We start from the raw sequence: 18,306 nt of genomic DNA, 5'->3' as shown, positions 1-18,306 counted from the left end.
TTCGACCAGACACCAGTCGGACAGCGGCGCGGCCCGGGCACTGAGCCCTCGGCTGCTCACGGTCACCGTCCTCGCACGCTCGGCTGCGGGCAGGCCGTGAGTGCTGACGCACATCTCCCAAGGCGTCCTAGGACATTGGTTCCACAGCGGCCGGTCAGCCGCCGGCCGCCCGCCTGCCTTCCCGGTCCGGTGCGCGCGCTCGCCCCGTGCGGTCGGCCTGTCCGGGTGCCGGGCGCTGCCGCCACTGCTCCATGACCTGCCGGAAGGCCGCACTGACGAGGAGGAGCAGTTCGGCGGACGACTCGAAGCGGGCGCCGGCCGGGGTCGCCACCCCGAGGATCTCGGCTCCGCGCCGCGATGCGGCCGTCAGGGCGTCGTTCATCCGCAGAGACGCGAGGAGCGACCGGAGCCAGATCTCGTCGTCGATGACGTAGCGTTCGCGCCGCGCGCCGGGAGCCCGTTCCCGCCTGAGCATGCCCTGCTGTTCGAGGAAGGCGACGGCGTGCGACACCGACGCCGGGCTGACGCAAAGCCGCTGGACCAGGTCGGCGGCGGTGAGCGCGCCGGAGTCGGTGACGTAGAGGCAGGCCAGCACCCTGGCCTCCATCCGGGGCAGCCCCTGCTGCACGAGGAGAGCGGTGAAGGATTCGGTGAAGTCCTGGACCGCCCGGGGGTCGCGCCCGTGGCCGCTGTCGGGGACCGGCGGCGCCGGAGGCTGAGCCTGCTTGCGCCGGCGCGCACGGTGCCGGGTGGTCTCGTGGGCCCGGTCCGCCCCGTAACCGTCGGGTCCGCCGTTGCGGGTGACCTCCCGCATGACGGTCGAGGCGGGCCGCCCCAGCCGCCGGCCGATCTCTGCGTAGCCGAGTCCCTCGGCCAGCCCCGCGGCGATGTGCTGGCGGTCCTCGTTGGTGAGTCTTCCCCCGGGCATCGGTGTTCGCCTCCTCTCCGCCGACACTCGCGCCTGTCGACGCGTGCGGCGTCCAGGTGCATGCACACCTGGCTGCACAGTATGCATTCACCCGGAGTTCATTGCAATGCGGGCCTCGACCGCTTCATTGCGTTCGATGTCATGCTCATTGCAAGCAGGGTGCCGATATGGCTGATGGCAGGGCATGGCTCGCCGCAGCATTCGTTGACACTCTTCTAAACGCAACGTAGCGTCGCAGACGTTCGGTGATCTCCGAACGCTGACGAGGGTCGGCCGGGCATGCGACACCGGCTCCGGCCACCCGACGGATCCGACGTGCGGCAACTGCCCACGGAACGAAGGAGCACCCATGTCCGCCCCGAACCCGACCACCTCGACCTGGACCGGCATGGTGCCGGTCGACGACACCGCGCTGGCCGTCACCGACACCGGCGGCCCCGGCCGTCCCGTCGTCTATCTGAACGGCGCCTACGCCTCCCAGCGGCACTGGCGGCCCGTGATCGCCGAGCTCGGCGCCGGCTGGCGGCACATCACCTACGACGAGCGGGCCCGCGGCCGGTCGAAGCGGTCGGCGGACTACTCCTTCGAGGCGTGCGTCCGTGACCTCGACGCCGTCCTCGACGCGACCGGGGCGCAGCGGCCGCTGCTGGTGGGCTGGTCCTACGGCGCGGCAGTCGCGGTGCACTGGGCCGACCGGAATCCGGACCGCGTCCGGGGGGTGGTGTGCGCGGACGGCGCCATCCCCTACGGCCTGACCGGCGAGGAGGGCCGCGAGCGGATCCGCGGCCTGTTCCGCCGGATGCGGTTGCTGCTGCCGCTGGCGCGCCCGCTGGGCCTGGCCGCGCGGATGACCGCTGATCAGCACGCCGACGTCAACATCGAGGCCAACGAGATCGTCGCCGCCATCGCGCCGGTCCTGGACCGGGTGACCTGCCCGGTGCGGTACGTCCTGGCCACCGGCGGCAATCTCGGTGCGGGCGAGGAGGAGATGGAACAGGTGCGGACCGCCCTCGATCCGGTGCTCGCCGGCAACCCGAACATCCAGGTCAGCGCGAAGGTCGCGAGCAACCACTCCCACATCCTGCGCAAGGACTTCCGAGCCGTCGCCCAGGCCGTACGCGAGACCGCGGCCGCCCGCGACCAGGAGGTCCGCTGAGCCGATGGACGTACGCCTCAGGAACGGTGGTGGGCGTTGAGCCGGGCGGCCTGGCGCGTCAGGTGGTCGCGTTCGGCGAGGTTGGGCGCCTTCCGGGCCGCCTCGGCGTACAACCGTGCCGCCGTCGCCAGGTCGCCGTCGCGCTCGTGCAGGTACGCCGCCGCCGCCGCGTGGCGGGGCAGCGAGTCGTCCAGCGCCGCGAGCGCCGCCAGGCCGGCGCGCGGTCCGTCGGCCTCGCCGACGGCCACCGCGCGGTTGAGCCGGACGACCGGGCTGCCGGTCAGGCGCGCGAGCTCGTCGTACCATTCGACGATCTGCACCCAGTCGGTCTCCCCGGCGGTGGGCGCGTCGGCGTGGAGCGCCGCGATGGCGGCCTGGGCCTGGAACTCGCCCAGCCGGTCGCGGGCGAGGGCCGCCTGGAGGATCTCGACGCCCTCGGCGATCGACGTGGTGTCCCACCGGCCACGGTCCTGCTCGGCGAGCGGCACCAGACTGCCGTCGGGCGCGGTCCGGGCGGCGCGCCGGGCGTGGTGCAGCAGCATGAGGGCGAGCAGCCCCGCCACCTCGGGGTGGTCGATCGCTGCCGCGAGCTGCCGGGTGAGCCGGATGGCCTCGGCGGCGAGGTCGACATCGCCGGAGTAGCCCTCGTTGAAGACCAGGTAGAGGACGCGCAGTACGGTCGCGACATCGCCGGGCTGGTTGAACCGCACGCCGGAGACGGCGCGCTTGGCCCGGCTGATGCGTTGCGCCATGGTCGCCTCGGGCACCAGGTATGCCTGGGCGATCTGGCGGGTGGTCAGCCCGCCGACGGCACGCAGCGTCAGCGCGACCGCCGACGACGGCGTCAGCGACGGGTGGGCGCACAGGAAGTAGAGCTGGAGCGTGTCGTCCACCGCGGGCGCGGGCCCGGGCGCCGGCTCCTCGTCGACGAGGTCCTCGCGCCGACGCCGGGCGACGTCCGCGCGGGTCGCGTCGAGGAACCGGCGCCAGGCCACGGTGACCAGCCAGCCCTTCGGGTCCCGCGGCGGGTCGGCCGGCCAGGTGCGGACCGCCTCGACCAGCGCGTCCTGTACGGCGTCCTCGGCCGCCGCGAAGTCGGCTCCGCGGCGGACGAGGACCCCGAGCACGCGGGGTGTGAGGCTCCGGAGCAGGGCCTCCTCCATCAGGTCACTCCGTGATGGTGGGCGGCGCGGTCAGGAACGGGCGCAGCTCCAGCCACTCGTGGATCGGCTTCCCGCCCGCCCCGGGGGCGGCCGACAGCTCCCCGGCCAACTCCACGGCGCGCTCGTAGCTGTCGACGTCGATCACCATCCAGCCGGCGATGAGGTCCTTGGTCTCGGCGAACGGGCCGTCGGTGACCGGTGGGCGTCCCTCACCGTCGTACCGGACGAACGTCCCCTCGGGGGCGAGCGCCTGACCGTCGACGAACTCGCCGGTCCCCTCGAGCCGGGTCGCAAAGTCCTGCATGTACTGCATGTGCGCCGAGATCTCCTCCGGCGTCCACTGCTCCATGGGTACGTCGTTGACCGCAGCCGGGGCGCCCCGGTAGTGCTTGAGCAGCAGGTACTTGGCCATCGTGTTTCCTCTCGGTGCTGGTGCGAACCCATTCTGGTCGCGTTCACCACGGGGACGGAGCCGGTCGCGGATTCTCGACATCGCCGTCCGAGTCTTCCTGGGTCTCGCACCCGAGCCGGGGTGAGCCGTCTCTCGGTGTCCGCGTCACAGGTTCGGACATCCCCAGGATCCGGTGTGCGCCGACTCCCGCCCTCCGGGCTGTGCGCATCGACCGAACGGACCGGCATTCCACGCCTGGCAGTTTTCCGTGCCCGCCACGCCGCTGGCACCGGCCATGCCGCCGGGGACACCGGGGCAGGCCATGAGCAATTCGCACATTGTCGCAAGCCAGCGCACCGCGATCCGGTATCCGCTATGACGGGCGTCAACGGCTGATGAGCCCTCCACGAGGCGGTCGACGTCGATAGACATTGACGTCGATATGGCGAATGTCACAGCGTGTTCCGGGTCTCGTCGCCCCTGAGCTAGATTCCGGGGAATTCGCAGCCCCGCACTGCGAGAAACTGCTCGACGCGCCACGGGGAGGTGTCGCCGGTGCGCCGTGTCCCGACTCGGGATCGCTCAGGTACGCACGCTCACCGGTGCGCGATGACGACGCCGGCCGACCAGCGCGAACCGCATTCCCGTCGGTGTCCCCGCCGCCCGCACCGCGCCGGCAGCGTGATTTCCTGCGCCCCGCTTTCCGACCTGCGGGTCGGTGCTCGACCCGGCGAACCGGCCCGGGCGTCGATCCTGTTCACCCGTGGGCAGGCGGCGGCCGAGCCGGAAGACGCGGAATCACCCTGGAGAGGTACCGACCGACATGGCTGGAACCGAGAGCCCGCACCGGACCGACGTGGCGATCATCGGCATGGCCTGCCGATTCCCCGGCGCCGCCGACATCGAGGAGTTCGCCCGGCTCGCCTTCGCGGGCGAGATCGCGACCACCACGCTCGACACGGCGGGCCAGGCCGAACGCGGTGTCGCCGAGTCGCTGCGTAGGCATCCCGAGTACGTGCCGACCGCCGGTCTGCTGGACGGGATCGATCAATTCGACGCCGCGTACTTCGGCATCGCCCCCGCCGACGCGGCGTCCATGGATCCGCAACACCGGGTGTTTCTGCAAGAAGCGGTACGGGCGTTGGACGATGCCGGGTGGTCCGGCGCCGACACCCGGTCCGTCGGGGTCTTCGCCGGGGCGGGCGAGAACCGCTACGCCGCCCGGCGCCCCGTGGGCGCCGCCGAGCCCCGGCTGCCCTGGGACCTGCCCGCCGCGCTGCCCCTGCTCGTCTCCTACCACCTCGACCTACACGGTCCCAGCGTCTACGTCAGCTCCATGTGCTCCACCTCGCTGGCCGCGGTGCACGTGGCCCGGCGCGCCCTGCAGGCCGGCGACTGCGACCTGGCCGTCGCCGGCGCCGTCTCCATCACCTTGCCGGACAGCCACGGCTACCTTCGCCGCAACGGGGGTGTCATGTCCCCCTCCGGGCGGTGCCGGCCCTTCGACGCGGCCGCCGACGGCACGGTGCCCGGCAGCGGGGCCGGCGTGGTCGTCCTCAAGCGCCTCGCCGACGCCCGGCGTGACGGCGACAGGGTCTACGCCGTGATCCGCGGTTCAGCGCTCAACAACGACGGTGGCGACCGGCTCAGCTTCGCCGCGCCCAGCGTGCGGGGGCAGCGTGACGTCATCCTCGCCGCGCTGGCTGACGCGGCGGTCGACGCCGCGTCGGTCTCCTACGTGGAGGCCCACGGCACCGGCACCCCGCTGGGCGATCCGGTGGAAATGGCGGCGCTGGCCGAGGCACGGGCCAGCCTCGGCGCAACGGGTCCGTGCGCTGTCGGAGGCGTGAAGTCGGCCATCGGGCATCTCGACGAGGCGGCCGGCGCCGCCGGGCTCATCCGGGCCGTCCTCGCGGTGCGCGACGGGATCGTCCCCCCGACTCCCGGCCACCGCGACCTCAACCCGGCCATCCGGCTCGAAGACACCGGGCTGTACGTGACTGGCAGCGCCCATCCCTGGCCCGCTGTGCCCGGCCCGCGCCGGGCGGCGGTCACCTCGCTCGGCGTCGGCGGCACCAACGCACATGTCGTCATCGAGGAGGCACCGGAGTTCGGCGAACAGACGCGCGTCGACGAGGACGGCGTCTGGGTACTGCCCGTGTCGGCGCACACCGAGGCCGCCTTCACCGCGCTTCGGACCGCCGTCGCCACGTCGGACGCCACCCCTGCGGCGTTGGCGGTCACCCTCGCCCGCCGCAGGACGTTCCCGCAGTTCCGGCAGGCGGCCGTGCTGGCCACCAGGGACGAGGTCGCGGCCGCCTTCGGCGCGGCTCAGCCCGCGCCGCCCGCCAAGGGCATCGTGTTCGCCCTGCCCGACACGCTGGACCCGGCCGACACGGTGCTCGAGCGTCTCGGGGCCGCCCCGTCGGCTGCTCCCGCTGCGCTGCGGCTGATCGAGGCGCTCGCCCGCCTCGGTGTGCGGGCGGACACCCTGACCGGGGCCGGCGCGGGAGCGTTCCACGCCCTCGCCGCGGCCGGCTCGGTGTCCCCGGCGGTGGCGGCCGAGTGCACTCGCCTGCACGTCGACGGCATGCGCGTGGTCGCCGAGGGCGGCGACCTCACCCGCTGCGACGACATCGCCGAGGCGATCGCGGCAGCTCTCGCCGCCGCCGCGCCGGGCCCGCTGCGCTGCGACGTCGTGCTGCGTCACAGCGGGATCGTGCTCCATGCGGGGAGCACGCCGTCACCCGACGACCTGGCCGAGGAGGCCCGCTGCGGGTTCATGGGGCTGCTCGACGAACCCGACGGTCCGGCGGCGCTGCCGCTGGCCGACGCGCTTGCCAGCTGGGAGTGCCTGCTGCGGATGCTCGCGTCCTGTTGGGAAGCCGGCGCCGACGTCGACTGGGCCGCACTGCGGCCGCGGCCGGAGGGGCCGCGTGCCCACCTGCCGGTGGCGTTCGATCCGCGCAGGCACTGGCTGCTCGACCGGAGCGCCCCGGCGCCGGCGGAGCCCGTGCCCGGGACGACCGACGCGGCGCAGGTGGACCTGGCCGGTGTCGACGTCGCCGCCGAACTGGCGGAGATCTGGTGCGAGGTGCTCGGCGTCGACCGGGTCTCGCCCGATGACCGGTTCTTCGAGCTCGGCGGCCACTCGATCCTCGCCGCCCGGATGCTCGCCCGCATCCTGGACCGCCTCCACGTCCGGTGCACCCTGGTAGACCTGCTCGAGCCCGAGACCCTGGCCGAGATGACCGAGCGGGTGGCCGCCCGGGTGCGGCTGTCGTCGCTGTACAGCCAGATGCGCTCCGACCACGCCCAGGACGACGCCGAGACGGTCGAGCTGTGACGGCGGACCACGCCGACCTCTCGACCGAGGAGGAGGACCTGTCGGCGGTCGCCGTGGTCGGCATGGCCTGCCGCGTACCCGGTGCCGACTCGGTCGAGGAGTTCTGGCGTCTTCTCCGCGACGGTGTCGACCCGGTCGAGGACGTCCCCGCCGACGAGGTCACGGGCGGCGGTCCCGGCCATGTGGCGCGTCGCAAGCGGTTCGCCGATCCGGCGCTGTTCGACGGCGAGTACTTCGGGATGACACCGGCCGAGTGCGCGGCCACCGACCCGCAGCAGCGCTTCCTGCTGGAGACCTCGGTACGCGCGCTCGAGGATGCCGCGATCGACCCCGCACGCTTCAGGGGCGACATCGGCGTCTTCGTCGGCATGAACCACTCCGACTACCTGCTGCACCACGTGTGGCCGGAGGGCTCTTCGGTACGGCGTCTGGGCTGGCACCGGGTCCTCATGGGCAACGACCGGGGGTTCGCCGCGACGCAGGTGTCCTACCGGCTGGGCCTGACCGGGCCGAGCATCGCCGTCGACTGCGCGTGCTCGTCCGGCCTGGCGGCCATCCATCAGGCATGCCGGGCGCTGGTCGACTACGAGGCCGACGCCGCGATCGCGGGCGGGGTGAGCATCAGGCCCACCGACTCCGGCTACACGTACGTCGAGGGCGGCATCGCCTCGCCCGACGGGGTGTGCCGGCCGTTCTCCGCCGACGCGAACGGCACCGTCTTCGGCAGCGGCGTCGTGCTGTTCGTACTCAGGCGGCTCGAGGATGCGCTGTCGGAGGGCGACCGGGTGCTCGCCGTGATCCGCGGCAGTGGGATCAACAACGACGGTGGCGCCAAGACCGGTTACACCGCGCCCAGCGTCGCCGGGCAGGCGGCACTGATCCGCCGGGTGCACCGGCTCGCCGGGATCGACGCGGGCGAGATCGGTTACGTGGAGGCGCACGGCACCGGCACGGCCCTGGGCGACCCGATCGAGATCGCCGGCCTGACCGAGGCGTTCCGCGGCAGCACCGCCGGCACCGGGACCTGCCTGGTCGGTTCGGTGAAGTCGAACATCGGCCACCTCGACTCCGCCTCGGGGGCGGCCGGCCTGGCCAAGGCGCTCCTGGCCGTCCGTCACGGGTTCATCCCGGCATCGCTGCACGCGAAGCGGACCAACCCGCACATCGACTTCGCCACCACCCCGTTCCGCGTCTGCGCGGTCGGCACCCCGTGGCCCGCCGCGCGCCGCATCGCGGCGGTGAGCTCGTTCGGGGTCGGAGGCACCAACGTCCACCTGCTGGTGGAGTCCCCACCGGCCCAGGCCGCGGTGCCACCGGCCACCGCCGCGCCGATCGTGCTGCCCTTCACCGCGCGCCGGAGCGAGGATCTGGACGCGGTCGAGGCGCAGCTGCGTGCCACGCTCGCCGGGGCCGACGCCGAGGCGGCTCGCGACATCGCCCACACCCTGCGGCGCGGCCACCTGCGGCACGGTCTGCGCCGCGTGCTCGTCCGGTACCCGGGCGGCGAGCTGGAGTCCTTCGATGCCGCGACGGGGACGCGCGGAGCGGCGGCGCGGGTGCGCAGCGCTCGCGCGGACGGTGCGGCGTCGGACGCTCTGCTCGAGCGGCTGTCCGTGGCGGCACAGGTGCGTGACCTGGCCGCACTCGGCACGCCCGCCGCGGTCGCCCTGGCGTTCGCACACGTCTGGCGGCAGCACGACCTCGCGATCAGCGCCGTCGTGTCCGACCGGGACACCACGGCGGCTGCGGCGGTGCTGGCCGGGGTGCTGTCGTACCCGGACGGCATCGAGGCCGTCAGCCGCCTGGCCCGCGGTGCCACACCTGCCGCCGCCGCAGCGGGCCTGACCGTCCGCCCCTGCGCCGTCGCCTGGTACGACGCCGACGGCAACCAGTTCCACGCCGAGGGCCAGACGCCCGACCTCGTCGCACTGCTGGCCGGTGCCCCGCCGGCCCCCGGGCGTCGCACCCTGCCGCCACGGGTGGACGCGGTGGTCGATCTCGTGCCCGGCCCCGGTGCCGACCCGCTACCGGAAGCGCTCTTTCCGTACGCCGCATCCGTGCGCGCGGCCGAGCCGGATCCCGACGGCCTGCGGGTCGCCATGGCCGCCGCCTGGGTGGCCGGTGTCCTCGACGAACCCGGCCCGGCCGAGCCCGGCGCGGTCGTCACCGTGCCCGGACATCCGTTCCGCCGCGAGCGGCACTGGATCTCGGCGCCCGGGGCCGGCGGCGCGGTGCCCGCGGCCGAGGCGCCGGCGCCCGACACCGGTGGCCCGGTCCAGCCGGCGGCAGCCGCCGATCCACTCGACATCGCCCTGACGGTCTTCGCCGATGTGCTCGGCCGGCCCGACACCGGAGCCGACGACTCCCTGTTCGCCATCGGCGGTGACTCCCTCGCCGCGCTGCGGGTGGTCGCGCGCACCCGATCGCTCGCGGGCGTGGACGTCCGCGTCGGCTCGTTCATGGCCGCTCCCACGCCCCGTACGCTGGCAGCGCTCGTCCAGACCGCCGCCTCCGTGTCCGACGCGGCCGAGGCGGACACGCCCGCCGCCCCGGGACCGGTTCCGCTGACCGCCCTGCAGCGGCGGTTCCACTTCCTGTCCCAGCTGCCCGGCGCCGCCGAGGCCTACCACGTGCCGGTCCTGGCCGACCTGCGCGGTCCACTGGACGTCGAGGCCCTGCGCGCCGCCGTCGGCGACGTGGTTCGTCGGCACGAGAGCCTGCGCCTGTCCGTGACGGACACTCCGGACGGGCCCGTGCAGCAGGTGGCACCCGCCGGCCCGGTACCGGTGCCGGTGGTCGACTGCGGCAGCGAGCAGGAGTTGCAGGCCGAGATCAGGGCACTGCTCGACGCGCCCATCGCGCTGGACGGGTCGCCCCTGACCGCCCGCGTCCTGCGGATGGCCCCGCAGCGGCACGTACTGGCCGTGGCCGTGCACCACATGTTCGCCGACGCCCGCTCCACCGGCATCTTCCTGCACGACCTGTACGCGTACTACCAGCAGCGCACCGGTGGCGCGCCGGCCGGTCTGGCGCCGATCGACGGGGTCTTCCTCGAGTACGTGCGGGCCGAGAACCGCTGGCTCGGCTCGGCCGAGGCCGCCCGCCAGCTCGCCTACTGGACCGGGGAGCTGCGCGGCGCGCCCGAGGCGCTGGAGTTGCCCGCGGACCGCCCTCGCAGCGCCGAACCGTCGTTCCGGGGCGGCCGGCGCGGGTTCGCGCTCGCCGGTGCCGACGACGGACTGCGCCGGCTGGCCGGCGAGGAGGGCGCCACCCCCTTCGCGGTCATGTTGGCCGCGTTCGGGTTGTTCCTCAGCCGGGTCGGCGCGGTGCGCGAGGTCGTGGTGGGGGTGCCCGTCTCGGGCCGGCACCGGCCACGCACCGAGCACCTCATCGGCAACTTCGTCAACACCCTGCCGCTGCGGCTGCGAGTGGAGCCGGACGACGACTTCCGCTCGCTGGTACGTCGCACGGCGCGCGCCCAGCGCGACGGTCTGAACAACCAGGACATCCCGTTCGAGGTGCTGGTCAGGTCGGTGCGGGGCGCCCGCGAGATGTCCGCCGCGCCGTTGTGCCAGGTGCTGTTCAACATGCTCGACACCGCCTCGTCGCGGCCCGACGGTCCCGCCGGGCTCATCGTGGAAGCGGTGCCGTTCGACACCGGCGGCAGCCCGATGGAGCTCCAGCTGGACTGGTGGCTGACGGACGACGGCGTCAACGCCCGCCTGCTGCACTCCGACATCTTCGCGGAGCAGACCGTCGCCCGCTGGGTGCAGATGCTGCGCACCATCGTCCGGGAGGCACTGGCCAAGCCCGACACCCGGTTGCGCGACCTGCCCGTCGAGCCGCCGTCCGCGCGCGCCTGGTCAGCCGCGGCCCTCACCGGGCCCCGCACCGAGGTGCCTGCGGGGCCCGTTCACGCATGGTTCCTCGACGCCGCGGCGCGACACCCCGACAGCCTGGCAGTGACCGACGGGGCGAGGTCGTTGACCTATCGCGACCTGGCCGAGATCTCCGGCGGCATCGCCCAGGAGCTGCACCGGCGCGGGGTCGACGGGGGCGACGTGGTCGCGATCGCGATGCGCCGCGAGGTGTCGGCGGTCTGCGCCCTGCTCGGTGTGCTGCGCGCAGGTGCGACCCCGGCACCGGTCGACCTCAACCACCCGCCCCGGCGGACCGCGGCGATCCTGGCCGACTGCGGTGCGAGGGTGGTGTGCGTCGACTCCGGCGACACCCTCGACGTCACGGCGAGCCTGAACCGGTACGACCTGTCCGAACCGGCCGCGGTCGGCCGCTGGGCCGGACGCCTGCCCGGTGACGACGTGTCGGGCGACGTCGGCGCCTACCTGACCTACACGAGTGGCACCACCGGACGGCCGAAGGGAATCCACTTCCCGCACGCGGCGCTGGCCAACCTGATCAACTGGGAGACCGGCGGCCTGACCCGGCCCGTGCGTTTTCTCCAACTGGCGTCCTTCGGTTTCGACGCGGCCTTCCACGAGACCTTCGCCGCGCTCTGCGCCGGAGGCTCCCTGCACATCGCGACCGACGAGGTCAAGCACGACCATGACCTGCTGCTGCGCTTCGTCGCCGAACAGCGGGTGAGCAAGGCGATCCTGCCGGTGTCGCTGCTGCACGCGCTGGCGGCCCGCCCCGCGGCCGACCACGCCCTGCTGGCATCACTGCGCGAGATCGCCTCGACCGGGGAGCAGTTGCGCGTCGGCGAGTCCCTCGTCGCGTTCTTCACGGGGCTGCCCGGCTGCGCGCTGATCAACAACTACGGTCCGGCCGAGACCCACGTGGTCACGTCGTACCGTTTCGGCGCGACGCCCGAGGACTGGCCGCGGTACGCGCCGATCGGCCGCCCGATCGACAACGTGGTGCTGCGCGTCGTCGACGAGAACGGCGTGGACGTGCCGCGCGGCAGCGTCGGCGACCTGGTCATCGCCGGGCCGTGTGTGGCTACCGGCTACACCGACGACGCCGGCCCGGCCGGGCACCGGTTCGGCCACGAGGGGCCGGGCGGGGCGCGCAGCTACCGCAGCGGCGACCGGGCCCGACTACTTCCCTCCGGAGACCTGCTGTTCCTGGGCCGGGCCGACCAGCAGGTCAAGATCCGCGGTTTCCGGGTGGAGCTGGGTGAGCTGGAGGTGGTGCTCCGGCGGTCGCCGGAGGTGGCGGACGTCGCCATCGTCGCGCACGGCGACGAGGGCGACCGTGCGCTGCACGCGTACCTGGTCCTCGACGGCCCCACCGAACCGACTGTCGCCCGCCTGCGCGAGCGGCTACGCGAGGAACTGCCGTCGTACATGGTTCCGGCGTCGTTCACGGTCGTGCCCGCGCTGCCGGTCAACGCCAACGGCAAGGTGGACGTGGCCCGGCTGCCCCGACCGGCCGCACGGGTCGGCGTGCCGGCCGATCCCGCTGGCACCGGTCCCGGGCAGCGCGTCCTCGCGCTGTTCCGCGAGGTCCTGGAGCAGCCGGGGCTCGGTGGCGACGACGACTTCTTCGAGGCCGGCGGGCATTCGCTGCTGGCGACCACGCTGGTCCACCGCGTACGCACGGAGTTCCGCATCGCCCTGAGCGTGCCGGAGTTCTTCCGCGCCAGCACCCCGGCCGCCGTCGCGAAGCTGGTCGAGGCGCGCAGCGGTGGCGAGCGGACCCCGCCGACCGGGGTCGAGCTGCCCGCTCCCGTACTGCCGCAGGCGCCCCCGCCCGGACTGGCGTGGCTGCTGACGACGCCGCACCCGACGCACCAGAAGACCTTCGTCTACCAGGCGGACGGCCCGGTGGACCCGGTGCGCCTGCAACGGGCGCTCGACGCCGTGGTGCGCCGGCAGGCGGCGCTGCGACTGCGCCGGGTGGGTCAGCGGCTCGTGCTCGCCACCGATCCGGTCGAACTGCGCCAGGTGGACGGTCTCGACGACCCTCGTGCCCTCCACGACCTGCTCCAGGCCGACCCGCTGGACCTGAGCAGCAGCCACCCGGTCCGGCTGGTGCTGGCGAGGGCGTCGCAGGAGCGCAGCCTGCTCGGGCTCACCCTGCACAAGGCCGTGCTGGACGGGCGTGGCCTGGGCGTGTTCCTGGACGAGCTGGTCATGGCGTACGACGCCCCGGCCGCGCTGGGCCCCGAGGACGACGGTTTCCTGCGTCATCTGACCTGGCGCAACGGGCCGCAGGCGCCGATCGCCCGGGCTCGGGAGGTGCTGGTCCGGGGCGGCTGGACGTCGTCGCCGGGCGGATCGCTCCCGGCAGCCGCGACGGCGGCGGTCACGCGGTCCCGATGGGCGCCCAGCGCGGCGCTGCAGTCGGCGATCCGCCATGTCTGCGGCGAGCTGCGGACCACGCCGTTCACCGTCCACCTGGCCGCGTTCGCCGCCGCGCAGGCCCGCCTGGACGGTGGCGAGGCCGTGCTCGCCGTGCCCATGGACGGCAGGACGGGTCCTGAACTCGACGCCACCGTCGGCGGCTTCGCCAGCATCGTCCCGCTGCGCGTCGCGCTGCGGTCGCAGGTGCCCGCCGGCGAGCTGTTGGTCGACGTTCGCACCCGCGTCGAGGAGTTGTTCGAACTGCGGGCGCTGCCGTTGGCCGACGCGGCCGGTGCCACGACGCCGGGCGGCCACCTCGGACCGCCGGTGGTGTTCAACTACGCCCGCGCCGGGCGTGGTCCTGCCCGCCTCGGCGCGGCCACCCTGGTCCCGGTCGGTCCGGATCTGCTCGAACCCGAACTGCGCCTGCACTTCGCGGTGTACGACTCGGCGGAGTCGTTCCAGGTCGTCGCCCGGCAGGCCGGCGGCCCCGCCGTGCTCGACGCCTACCGCGAGGCGCTGTACGCGATCGTGTTCGACCCCCGCACCCCACTGCCGCAAGGAACCCCCTCATGAAGTTCAGCCTCTTCTTCTTCGCCAGCGGTGACGACGCCGCCGAGCAGCTCCGCCTGCTGCTGGAGGCGGCGAGGTTCGCCGACTCGCACGGATTCGAGGCGGTCTGGACGCCGGAGCGGCACTTCCACGAGTTCGGCGCGCCGTTCGCCAACCCGGCGGTCACCGGCGCCGCGGTCGCTGCGGCCACCCGGTCCGTTCACGTCCGCGCGGGCAGCGTGGTCCTGCCGCTGCACGACCCGCTCCGGGTGGCCGAGGAATGGTCCATGGTGGACCAGCTCTCCGGGGGTCGGGCCGGGCTCGCCTTCGCGTCCGGCTGGAACCCGCGCGACTTCGTGCTCGCGCCGCAGCGCTTCGCGGACCGCCGGGAGAACATGCGCGCCGCCATCGCCGAGTTCACCCGGCTGTGGGCCGGCGGGTCGGTCCCGCGTACCGACCCGGCCGGGCAGGTCGTCGAGGTCCGCAGCTACCCGCGGCCGGTGCAGCCGCTGCCGCCGTTGTGGCTGACCGCCGCCGGATCGCCGTCGACCTTCTCGCTCGCCGGCGAGTTCGGCGTCGGCGTGCTGACCCACCTGCTGGGCCAGTCGTTCGACCGCCTGGAGGCCAACCTCGCCGAGTACGGCGACGCGATGGAGCAGCACGGTCACGACGCCGGCAACGAGCGGGTGGCACTCATGGTGCACACCTTCCTGGCGCCATCGGTCGAGGAGGCGGTCGCCGTGTCACGGTCGCCCATGACGGCGTACATGCGCACCTCGATGGACCTGTTCGCGGTCAACCGGCCGGGGTCGCCCGCTGTCGACGAGTTGTCCCCGGCCGAACTCGACGAACTGCTGGAGCACGCCTTTCAGCAGTTCGTCGGCGAGCGCTGCCTGATCGGCTCGGTCGACAGCTGCGTGCCGCTGGTCGAGCGAGCCGCCGACCTGGGTGTGGACGAGCTCGCGTGCCTCATCGACTTCGGCGTCGGCGCGGATGAGGTGCTGCGTGCTCTGCACCACCTGGCCGAGCTCAAGAACCGCTGCGCCGAGCTGTGACCGGTCGCCTAGGCCGGGGCGCGGAGGTGGACCGTCGCCGCGTCGAGCTGCGCGCTGGTGCCCGCGGGCACCGTAGGGATGCCCGGGGCGATCGCGCGGCCGAGGTTGGTCAGCACACGGCCCGCGCCGACCTCGACGAACGTGCTGACCTCCTGCTCGGCGAGCGCGCGGACGACCTCGTGCCAGCGCACGGGCGCGCAGAGCTGACGTTGCAGTGCCGCGACGGCCGCCCGCCCGTCCATCAACGGCTGTGCGGTGACCGTGGAGACGACCGGAATCCTCGGCGTGGCGAAGGCGACCTCGGCCAGGGCCGACGCGAACTCCTGCTCGATGTCACGCATGAGGCTGCAGTGGAACGGTGCCGAGACCTTGAGCGCGACCACGTCGGCACCAAGTTCACGGGCGGCGGCGCTCGCCGCCGCGACCCCGGTCGTGGTGCCGGAGACGACCGTCTGGCGTTCGGAGTTGTAGTTGGCCACCTCGACGGTGCCGTCGCCCGTCCGCGTCACCCGGGCGCAGATCTCCTCGACGCGGGCGGCGTCGATGCCGAGCACCGCGGCCATCCCGCCGGGGGCCGCCTGCCCGACCCTGGACATCATCTGCCCGCGGCGGTGCACCAGCCGCAGCGCGTCGGTCCATTCCAGCACTCCTGCGGCGACCAGCGCGGTGAACTCGCCGAGGCTGTGTCCGGCCGTGACGGACGGCTCCAGGCCACGCTCGCGCAGCAGTTCGAGGGCGATCAGGCTGGTGAGCAGGATGGCCGGCTGGGCCACCGCCGTGTCGCGCAACTCGTCGGCCGAACCCTGCAGGCACAGTCGGCGCAGCGGCATGCCCAGCAGATCGTCGGCGATGTCGAGGTATGGCGTGCGCGATCGCGCGTCAGCAGCGGCGAGTTGGGCGGCCATCGCGGGCCTCTGCGAACCCTGGCCAGGAAATAGCGCGGCGAACCGATATGCGAGCATGTCTCCAGCTTGGGTCGCCGGCCGGACTGTAGTCAATTGATCAGCGACAATAGCCGAAGACCGGAGGACTCCGTGACCGAGCATGAACCGGCAGACCAGCGCGGCGACACGAGAAAGATCGTCGCAGTGGCCGCGCCGCTGTACCTTTCGATGATCGCGGCGTCCGTCAGCGCGCTGGTGAACACTGCCGCACTGGGCCGGTTCGGCACGGTGGCCCTCGCGGCGTTCGCGCTGACCGGCGCCGTCTACTTCCCGGCGACCGCCGCGGTCACCGGAGCGGTGCGCGGCGTCATGCCGTTCGTGTCGGCGTCGGCCGACGACCGTGACAGCGTGATCAGGGTGGTCCGTGACGGTACCTGGCTCGCCGTCACGATCGGCCTGCTCGGCGCGGCCGCCGTGTCCGGAGCGGGCCTGCTGGCGCGTTCCAGTGGCGTACCGGACGAGACGATCGCCGAGTTGGGCTACTTCCCGCTGCTGATGGCCGGGTCCGTGCTGCTGGGCTCGATCGCCGCGATGGCCTCCTCGAGCCTCGTCGGCCTGGGTCACAGCAAGATCGTGATGCGGGCCGGTCTGGTCGCGGCCGCGTGCACGGCCGTGCTGTCGTTGCTGCTGGTCAACGGAATCGGGCCGCTGCCGGCTCTCGGCCTGGTGGGTTCGGGCCTGGCCATGCTGGTGGCGAACCTGGCCACCTGTGTGATGACCATGCTCGGCCTGTGCGCCAAGCTCGACATCCCGTTGTCGGGCCTCGCCGTGGCCCGGCTGCACCCTGGCCGGGTGCTCGAGTTGGCCAAGGTCGGCATCCCCATGGCCGGCACCGTGCTGGTCAAGTTCGGCGTCCTCGGCGTGCTCGCGTTCGCCGCCGCCCGGATCAGCACGACCGCCGCCGCCGCGCACAGCATCGCCACGGCGCTGGTCGGTCTGACCTTCACTGCTGCCGTCGCGGTCGGTCAGGCGGGCATCCCGCTCGTCAGCAGCCGGGCCGCGACCGCCGACATCCCGGGGGTTCGCCGCAGCGTGCGGGCCGGACTGCTGGTCGCCGCCACCGTGGTCGGGACGCTGTGCGCACTGCTGGTCGTCCTGCGCCCCGTATTCCTCCCGCTGTTCACCGCGGATCCCGACGTCCGCGAGGTGATGGTCGTTCTGCTGCCGGTCGTGGCCCTGGCCATCCTCGGTGACGGTCTCCAGGCCGTCCTCGGCTTCGGCCTCACCGGCCTCAAGCGCACCGTGCCGAGCTTCCTCGTGTTCTCCGTCCTCTACGGCGTGCTCGCCGTGATCGCCCTGCCGGTCGCCTCCGCCACGGGCATCATCGGGCTCTGGACCGCGCTCGTGGTGATCAACGTGCTGGTCGGGATCGGCCAGGGCACCGCATTCCTGCGCGTCAGCGGCGGGCTGCGGAAGCCGGCGCCCGTGTGACGGGCCCGTCGCGCTCCACCGTGTCCGCAGCGGCCCGCTTCGGACACGGATGAGGCACCCGATCGCCTCGGCGGACGGCGACGGGTGCGTCGTCCGCCGATTCGCGCGGCGGCGGGCCCGGCATGCTGCCGGGCCCGCCAAGGCCCGGCGGCCCCGGGTCAGGCCGCGGGAAGCCGGCCCGGTTCGACGGCGGCCGGCGGCTTCAGGCGCTCGCCGCGACGAGGGTGAGGCGGTCGTCCGGGCCCGCGGTGATCGGCGTGGTGTCCCGCGACACCAGGAACTCCGGCCGCGTCGGGGCCGCCGGCGCGTTGTCGACCCTGTTGTACGTGATGAGCAGCAACGCGCGTCGGTCGGGCGAGTCGTTGTTGGACGACGAGTGCAGGATGCTGGGGTGGAACGCGTTGATCGTCCCGGCGGGACCGGTCATGCGCAGGCCGCCCTTGGCCGCCATCAGCTCGGCCGCGCGCTCGTCGCTCACCGTGTAGGTCAGCGTCGTCGACACGTGCTCACGCCAGTGCGTGCCCCGTTGCCCCTCCGCCCGGGGCAGTTCGTAGATGCCGTCGTTGTGCGACCCCGGCACGACCAGCAGCGGCCCGTTGCCGTCGTGCACGTCGTCCAGCGAGATGGCGATGTTCACGGCAGCGGGCCGGGGCATGCCGTCCTCGAGGTGCCAGAACGAGAAGTCCTGGTGCCACGGCCAGGCCGCCCCCTCTTCCGCCTGCTTGAGGTTGACCTTGAACTGGTAGACGTACACCTCGCCGCCGACCAGCGTCTCGGCCAGGCGCACCAACTCCGGCGTCCGCACCAGAGCCGCGCACAGGTCGTCGAATGCGTGGCACCCGTGGACCGCGCGCACCGTGGCGCCGTCGTCCTCGTGCACGACCTCGGGTCGCGCCGAGGCGCACAGCTCGTCGATGCGTTCGCGGACAGCCGAGACGGAGGCGGCGCTCAGCCGCGCTGCCGGCGAGCACCAGCCATGCTCCTCGTAGCGGGAGCGCAGTGCGGCAAGGTCGGTCGGGGAGAACATCATCTCTT

10 protein-coding genes are annotated in these 18,306 nt (G+C 73.4%); 5 read left to right on the top strand and 5 right to left on the bottom strand.

Features of this window, described 5'->3' with window-relative positions:
• Positions 1 to 154: 154 nt before the first annotated feature.
• Entirely contained in the window at positions 155 to 928 is a 774-nt protein-coding gene (locus DER29_RS31280) for a helix-turn-helix domain-containing protein (protein WP_121401215.1), read from the bottom strand.
• A gap of 349 nt (positions 929 to 1,277) precedes the next feature.
• On the opposite strand from DER29_RS31280, the gene DER29_RS31275 reads away from it, so the two are divergent.
• The gene (locus DER29_RS31275) at positions 1,278 to 2,084 is read left to right on the top strand and encodes an alpha/beta fold hydrolase (protein ID WP_121401214.1); all 807 of its coding nucleotides are present in this window, start codon (positions 1,278 to 1,280) and stop codon (positions 2,082 to 2,084) included.
• A 17-nt stretch (positions 2,085 to 2,101) separates the two neighbouring features.
• On the opposite strand, the gene DER29_RS31270 is transcribed toward DER29_RS31275, so the two are convergent.
• Positions 2,102 to 3,247 carry an RNA polymerase sigma factor gene (locus tag DER29_RS31270; protein ID WP_121401213.1) on the bottom strand — a complete coding sequence of 382 codons (1,146 nt, stop codon included), beginning with the start codon at positions 3,245 to 3,247 and terminating at the stop codon, positions 2,102 to 2,104.
• A 4-nt stretch (positions 3,248 to 3,251) separates the two neighbouring features.
• On the bottom strand, positions 3,252 to 3,659 hold the full coding sequence (locus DER29_RS31265) for a YciI family protein (protein ID WP_121401212.1): 408 nt from the start codon (positions 3,657 to 3,659) through the stop codon (positions 3,252 to 3,254).
• 802 nt (positions 3,660 to 4,461) lie between these two features.
• Between DER29_RS31265 and DER29_RS31260 the strand changes: the two genes are divergently transcribed.
• Genes DER29_RS31260 through DER29_RS31250 form a run of 3 tightly spaced genes read left to right on the top strand, consistent with a single transcriptional unit; the run spans position 4,462 to position 14,896 of the window.
• Positions 4,462 to 6,984: a polyketide synthase gene (locus tag DER29_RS31260; protein ID WP_121401211.1), complete on the top strand. Its 2,523-nt coding sequence runs from the start codon at positions 4,462 to 4,464 to the stop codon at positions 6,982 to 6,984.
• Complete coding sequence (locus tag DER29_RS31255) at positions 6,981 to 13,865, top strand: non-ribosomal peptide synthetase (RefSeq protein ID WP_121401210.1); 6,885 nt, start codon at positions 6,981 to 6,983, stop codon at positions 13,863 to 13,865. The genes DER29_RS31260 and DER29_RS31255 overlap by 4 nt, the downstream gene beginning before the upstream one ends.
• Positions 13,862 to 14,896 carry a MupA/Atu3671 family FMN-dependent luciferase-like monooxygenase gene (locus DER29_RS31250; RefSeq protein WP_121401209.1) on the top strand — a complete coding sequence of 345 codons (1,035 nt, stop codon included), beginning with the start codon at positions 13,862 to 13,864 and terminating at the stop codon, positions 14,894 to 14,896. The genes DER29_RS31255 and DER29_RS31250 overlap by 4 nt, the downstream gene beginning before the upstream one ends.
• Positions 14,897 to 14,904: 8 nt before the next feature.
• Here DER29_RS31250 and fabD read toward each other — a convergent pair whose 3' ends face one another.
• The gene (gene fabD / locus DER29_RS31245) at positions 14,905 to 15,858 is read right to left on the bottom strand and encodes an ACP S-malonyltransferase (protein ID WP_158619123.1); all 954 of its coding nucleotides are present in this window, start codon (positions 15,856 to 15,858) and stop codon (positions 14,905 to 14,907) included.
• 9 nt (positions 15,859 to 15,867) lie between these two features.
• Between fabD and DER29_RS31240 the strand changes: the two genes are divergently transcribed.
• Positions 15,868 to 17,271 (top strand): MATE family efflux transporter, encoded by a 1,404-nt coding sequence (locus DER29_RS31240; protein WP_199729627.1) that lies wholly within the window; start codon positions 15,868 to 15,870, stop codon positions 17,269 to 17,271.
• A gap of 202 nt (positions 17,272 to 17,473) precedes the next feature.
• On the opposite strand, the gene DER29_RS31235 is transcribed toward DER29_RS31240, so the two are convergent.
• Positions 17,474 to 18,301: a phytanoyl-CoA dioxygenase family protein gene (locus DER29_RS31235; RefSeq protein ID WP_121401206.1), complete on the bottom strand. Its 828-nt coding sequence runs from the start codon at positions 18,299 to 18,301 to the stop codon at positions 17,474 to 17,476.
• Positions 18,302 to 18,306 lie beyond the last annotated feature (5 nt).

The sequence above is a fragment of the Micromonospora sp. M71_S20 genome, assembly GCF_003664255.1.
Taxonomy (GTDB): Bacteria; Actinomycetota; Actinomycetes; order Mycobacteriales; family Micromonosporaceae; genus Micromonospora.
This window is presented reverse-complemented; position numbering and strand designations above follow the sequence as displayed.

Coding starts and splice junctions, on each gene's coding strand:
- DER29_RS31280 (WP_121401215.1), bottom strand. CDS start 928: ATGCCCGGGGGAAGACTCACCAACGAGGACCGCCAGCACATCGCCGCG.
- DER29_RS31275 (WP_121401214.1), top strand. CDS start 1,278: ATGTCCGCCCCGAACCCGACCACCTCGACCTGGACCGGCATGGTGCCG.
- DER29_RS31270 (WP_121401213.1), bottom strand. CDS start 3,247: ATGGAGGAGGCCCTGCTCCGGAGCCTCACACCCCGCGTGCTCGGGGTC.
- DER29_RS31265 (WP_121401212.1), bottom strand. CDS start 3,659: ATGGCCAAGTACCTGCTGCTCAAGCACTACCGGGGCGCCCCGGCTGCG.
- DER29_RS31260 (WP_121401211.1), top strand. CDS start 4,462: ATGGCTGGAACCGAGAGCCCGCACCGGACCGACGTGGCGATCATCGGC.
- DER29_RS31250 (WP_121401209.1), top strand. CDS start 13,862: ATGAAGTTCAGCCTCTTCTTCTTCGCCAGCGGTGACGACGCCGCCGAG.
- fabD (WP_158619123.1), bottom strand. CDS start 15,858: ATGCTCGCATATCGGTTCGCCGCGCTATTTCCTGGCCAGGGTTCGCAG.
- DER29_RS31235 (WP_121401206.1), bottom strand. CDS start 18,301: ATGATGTTCTCCCCGACCGACCTTGCCGCACTGCGCTCCCGCTACGAG.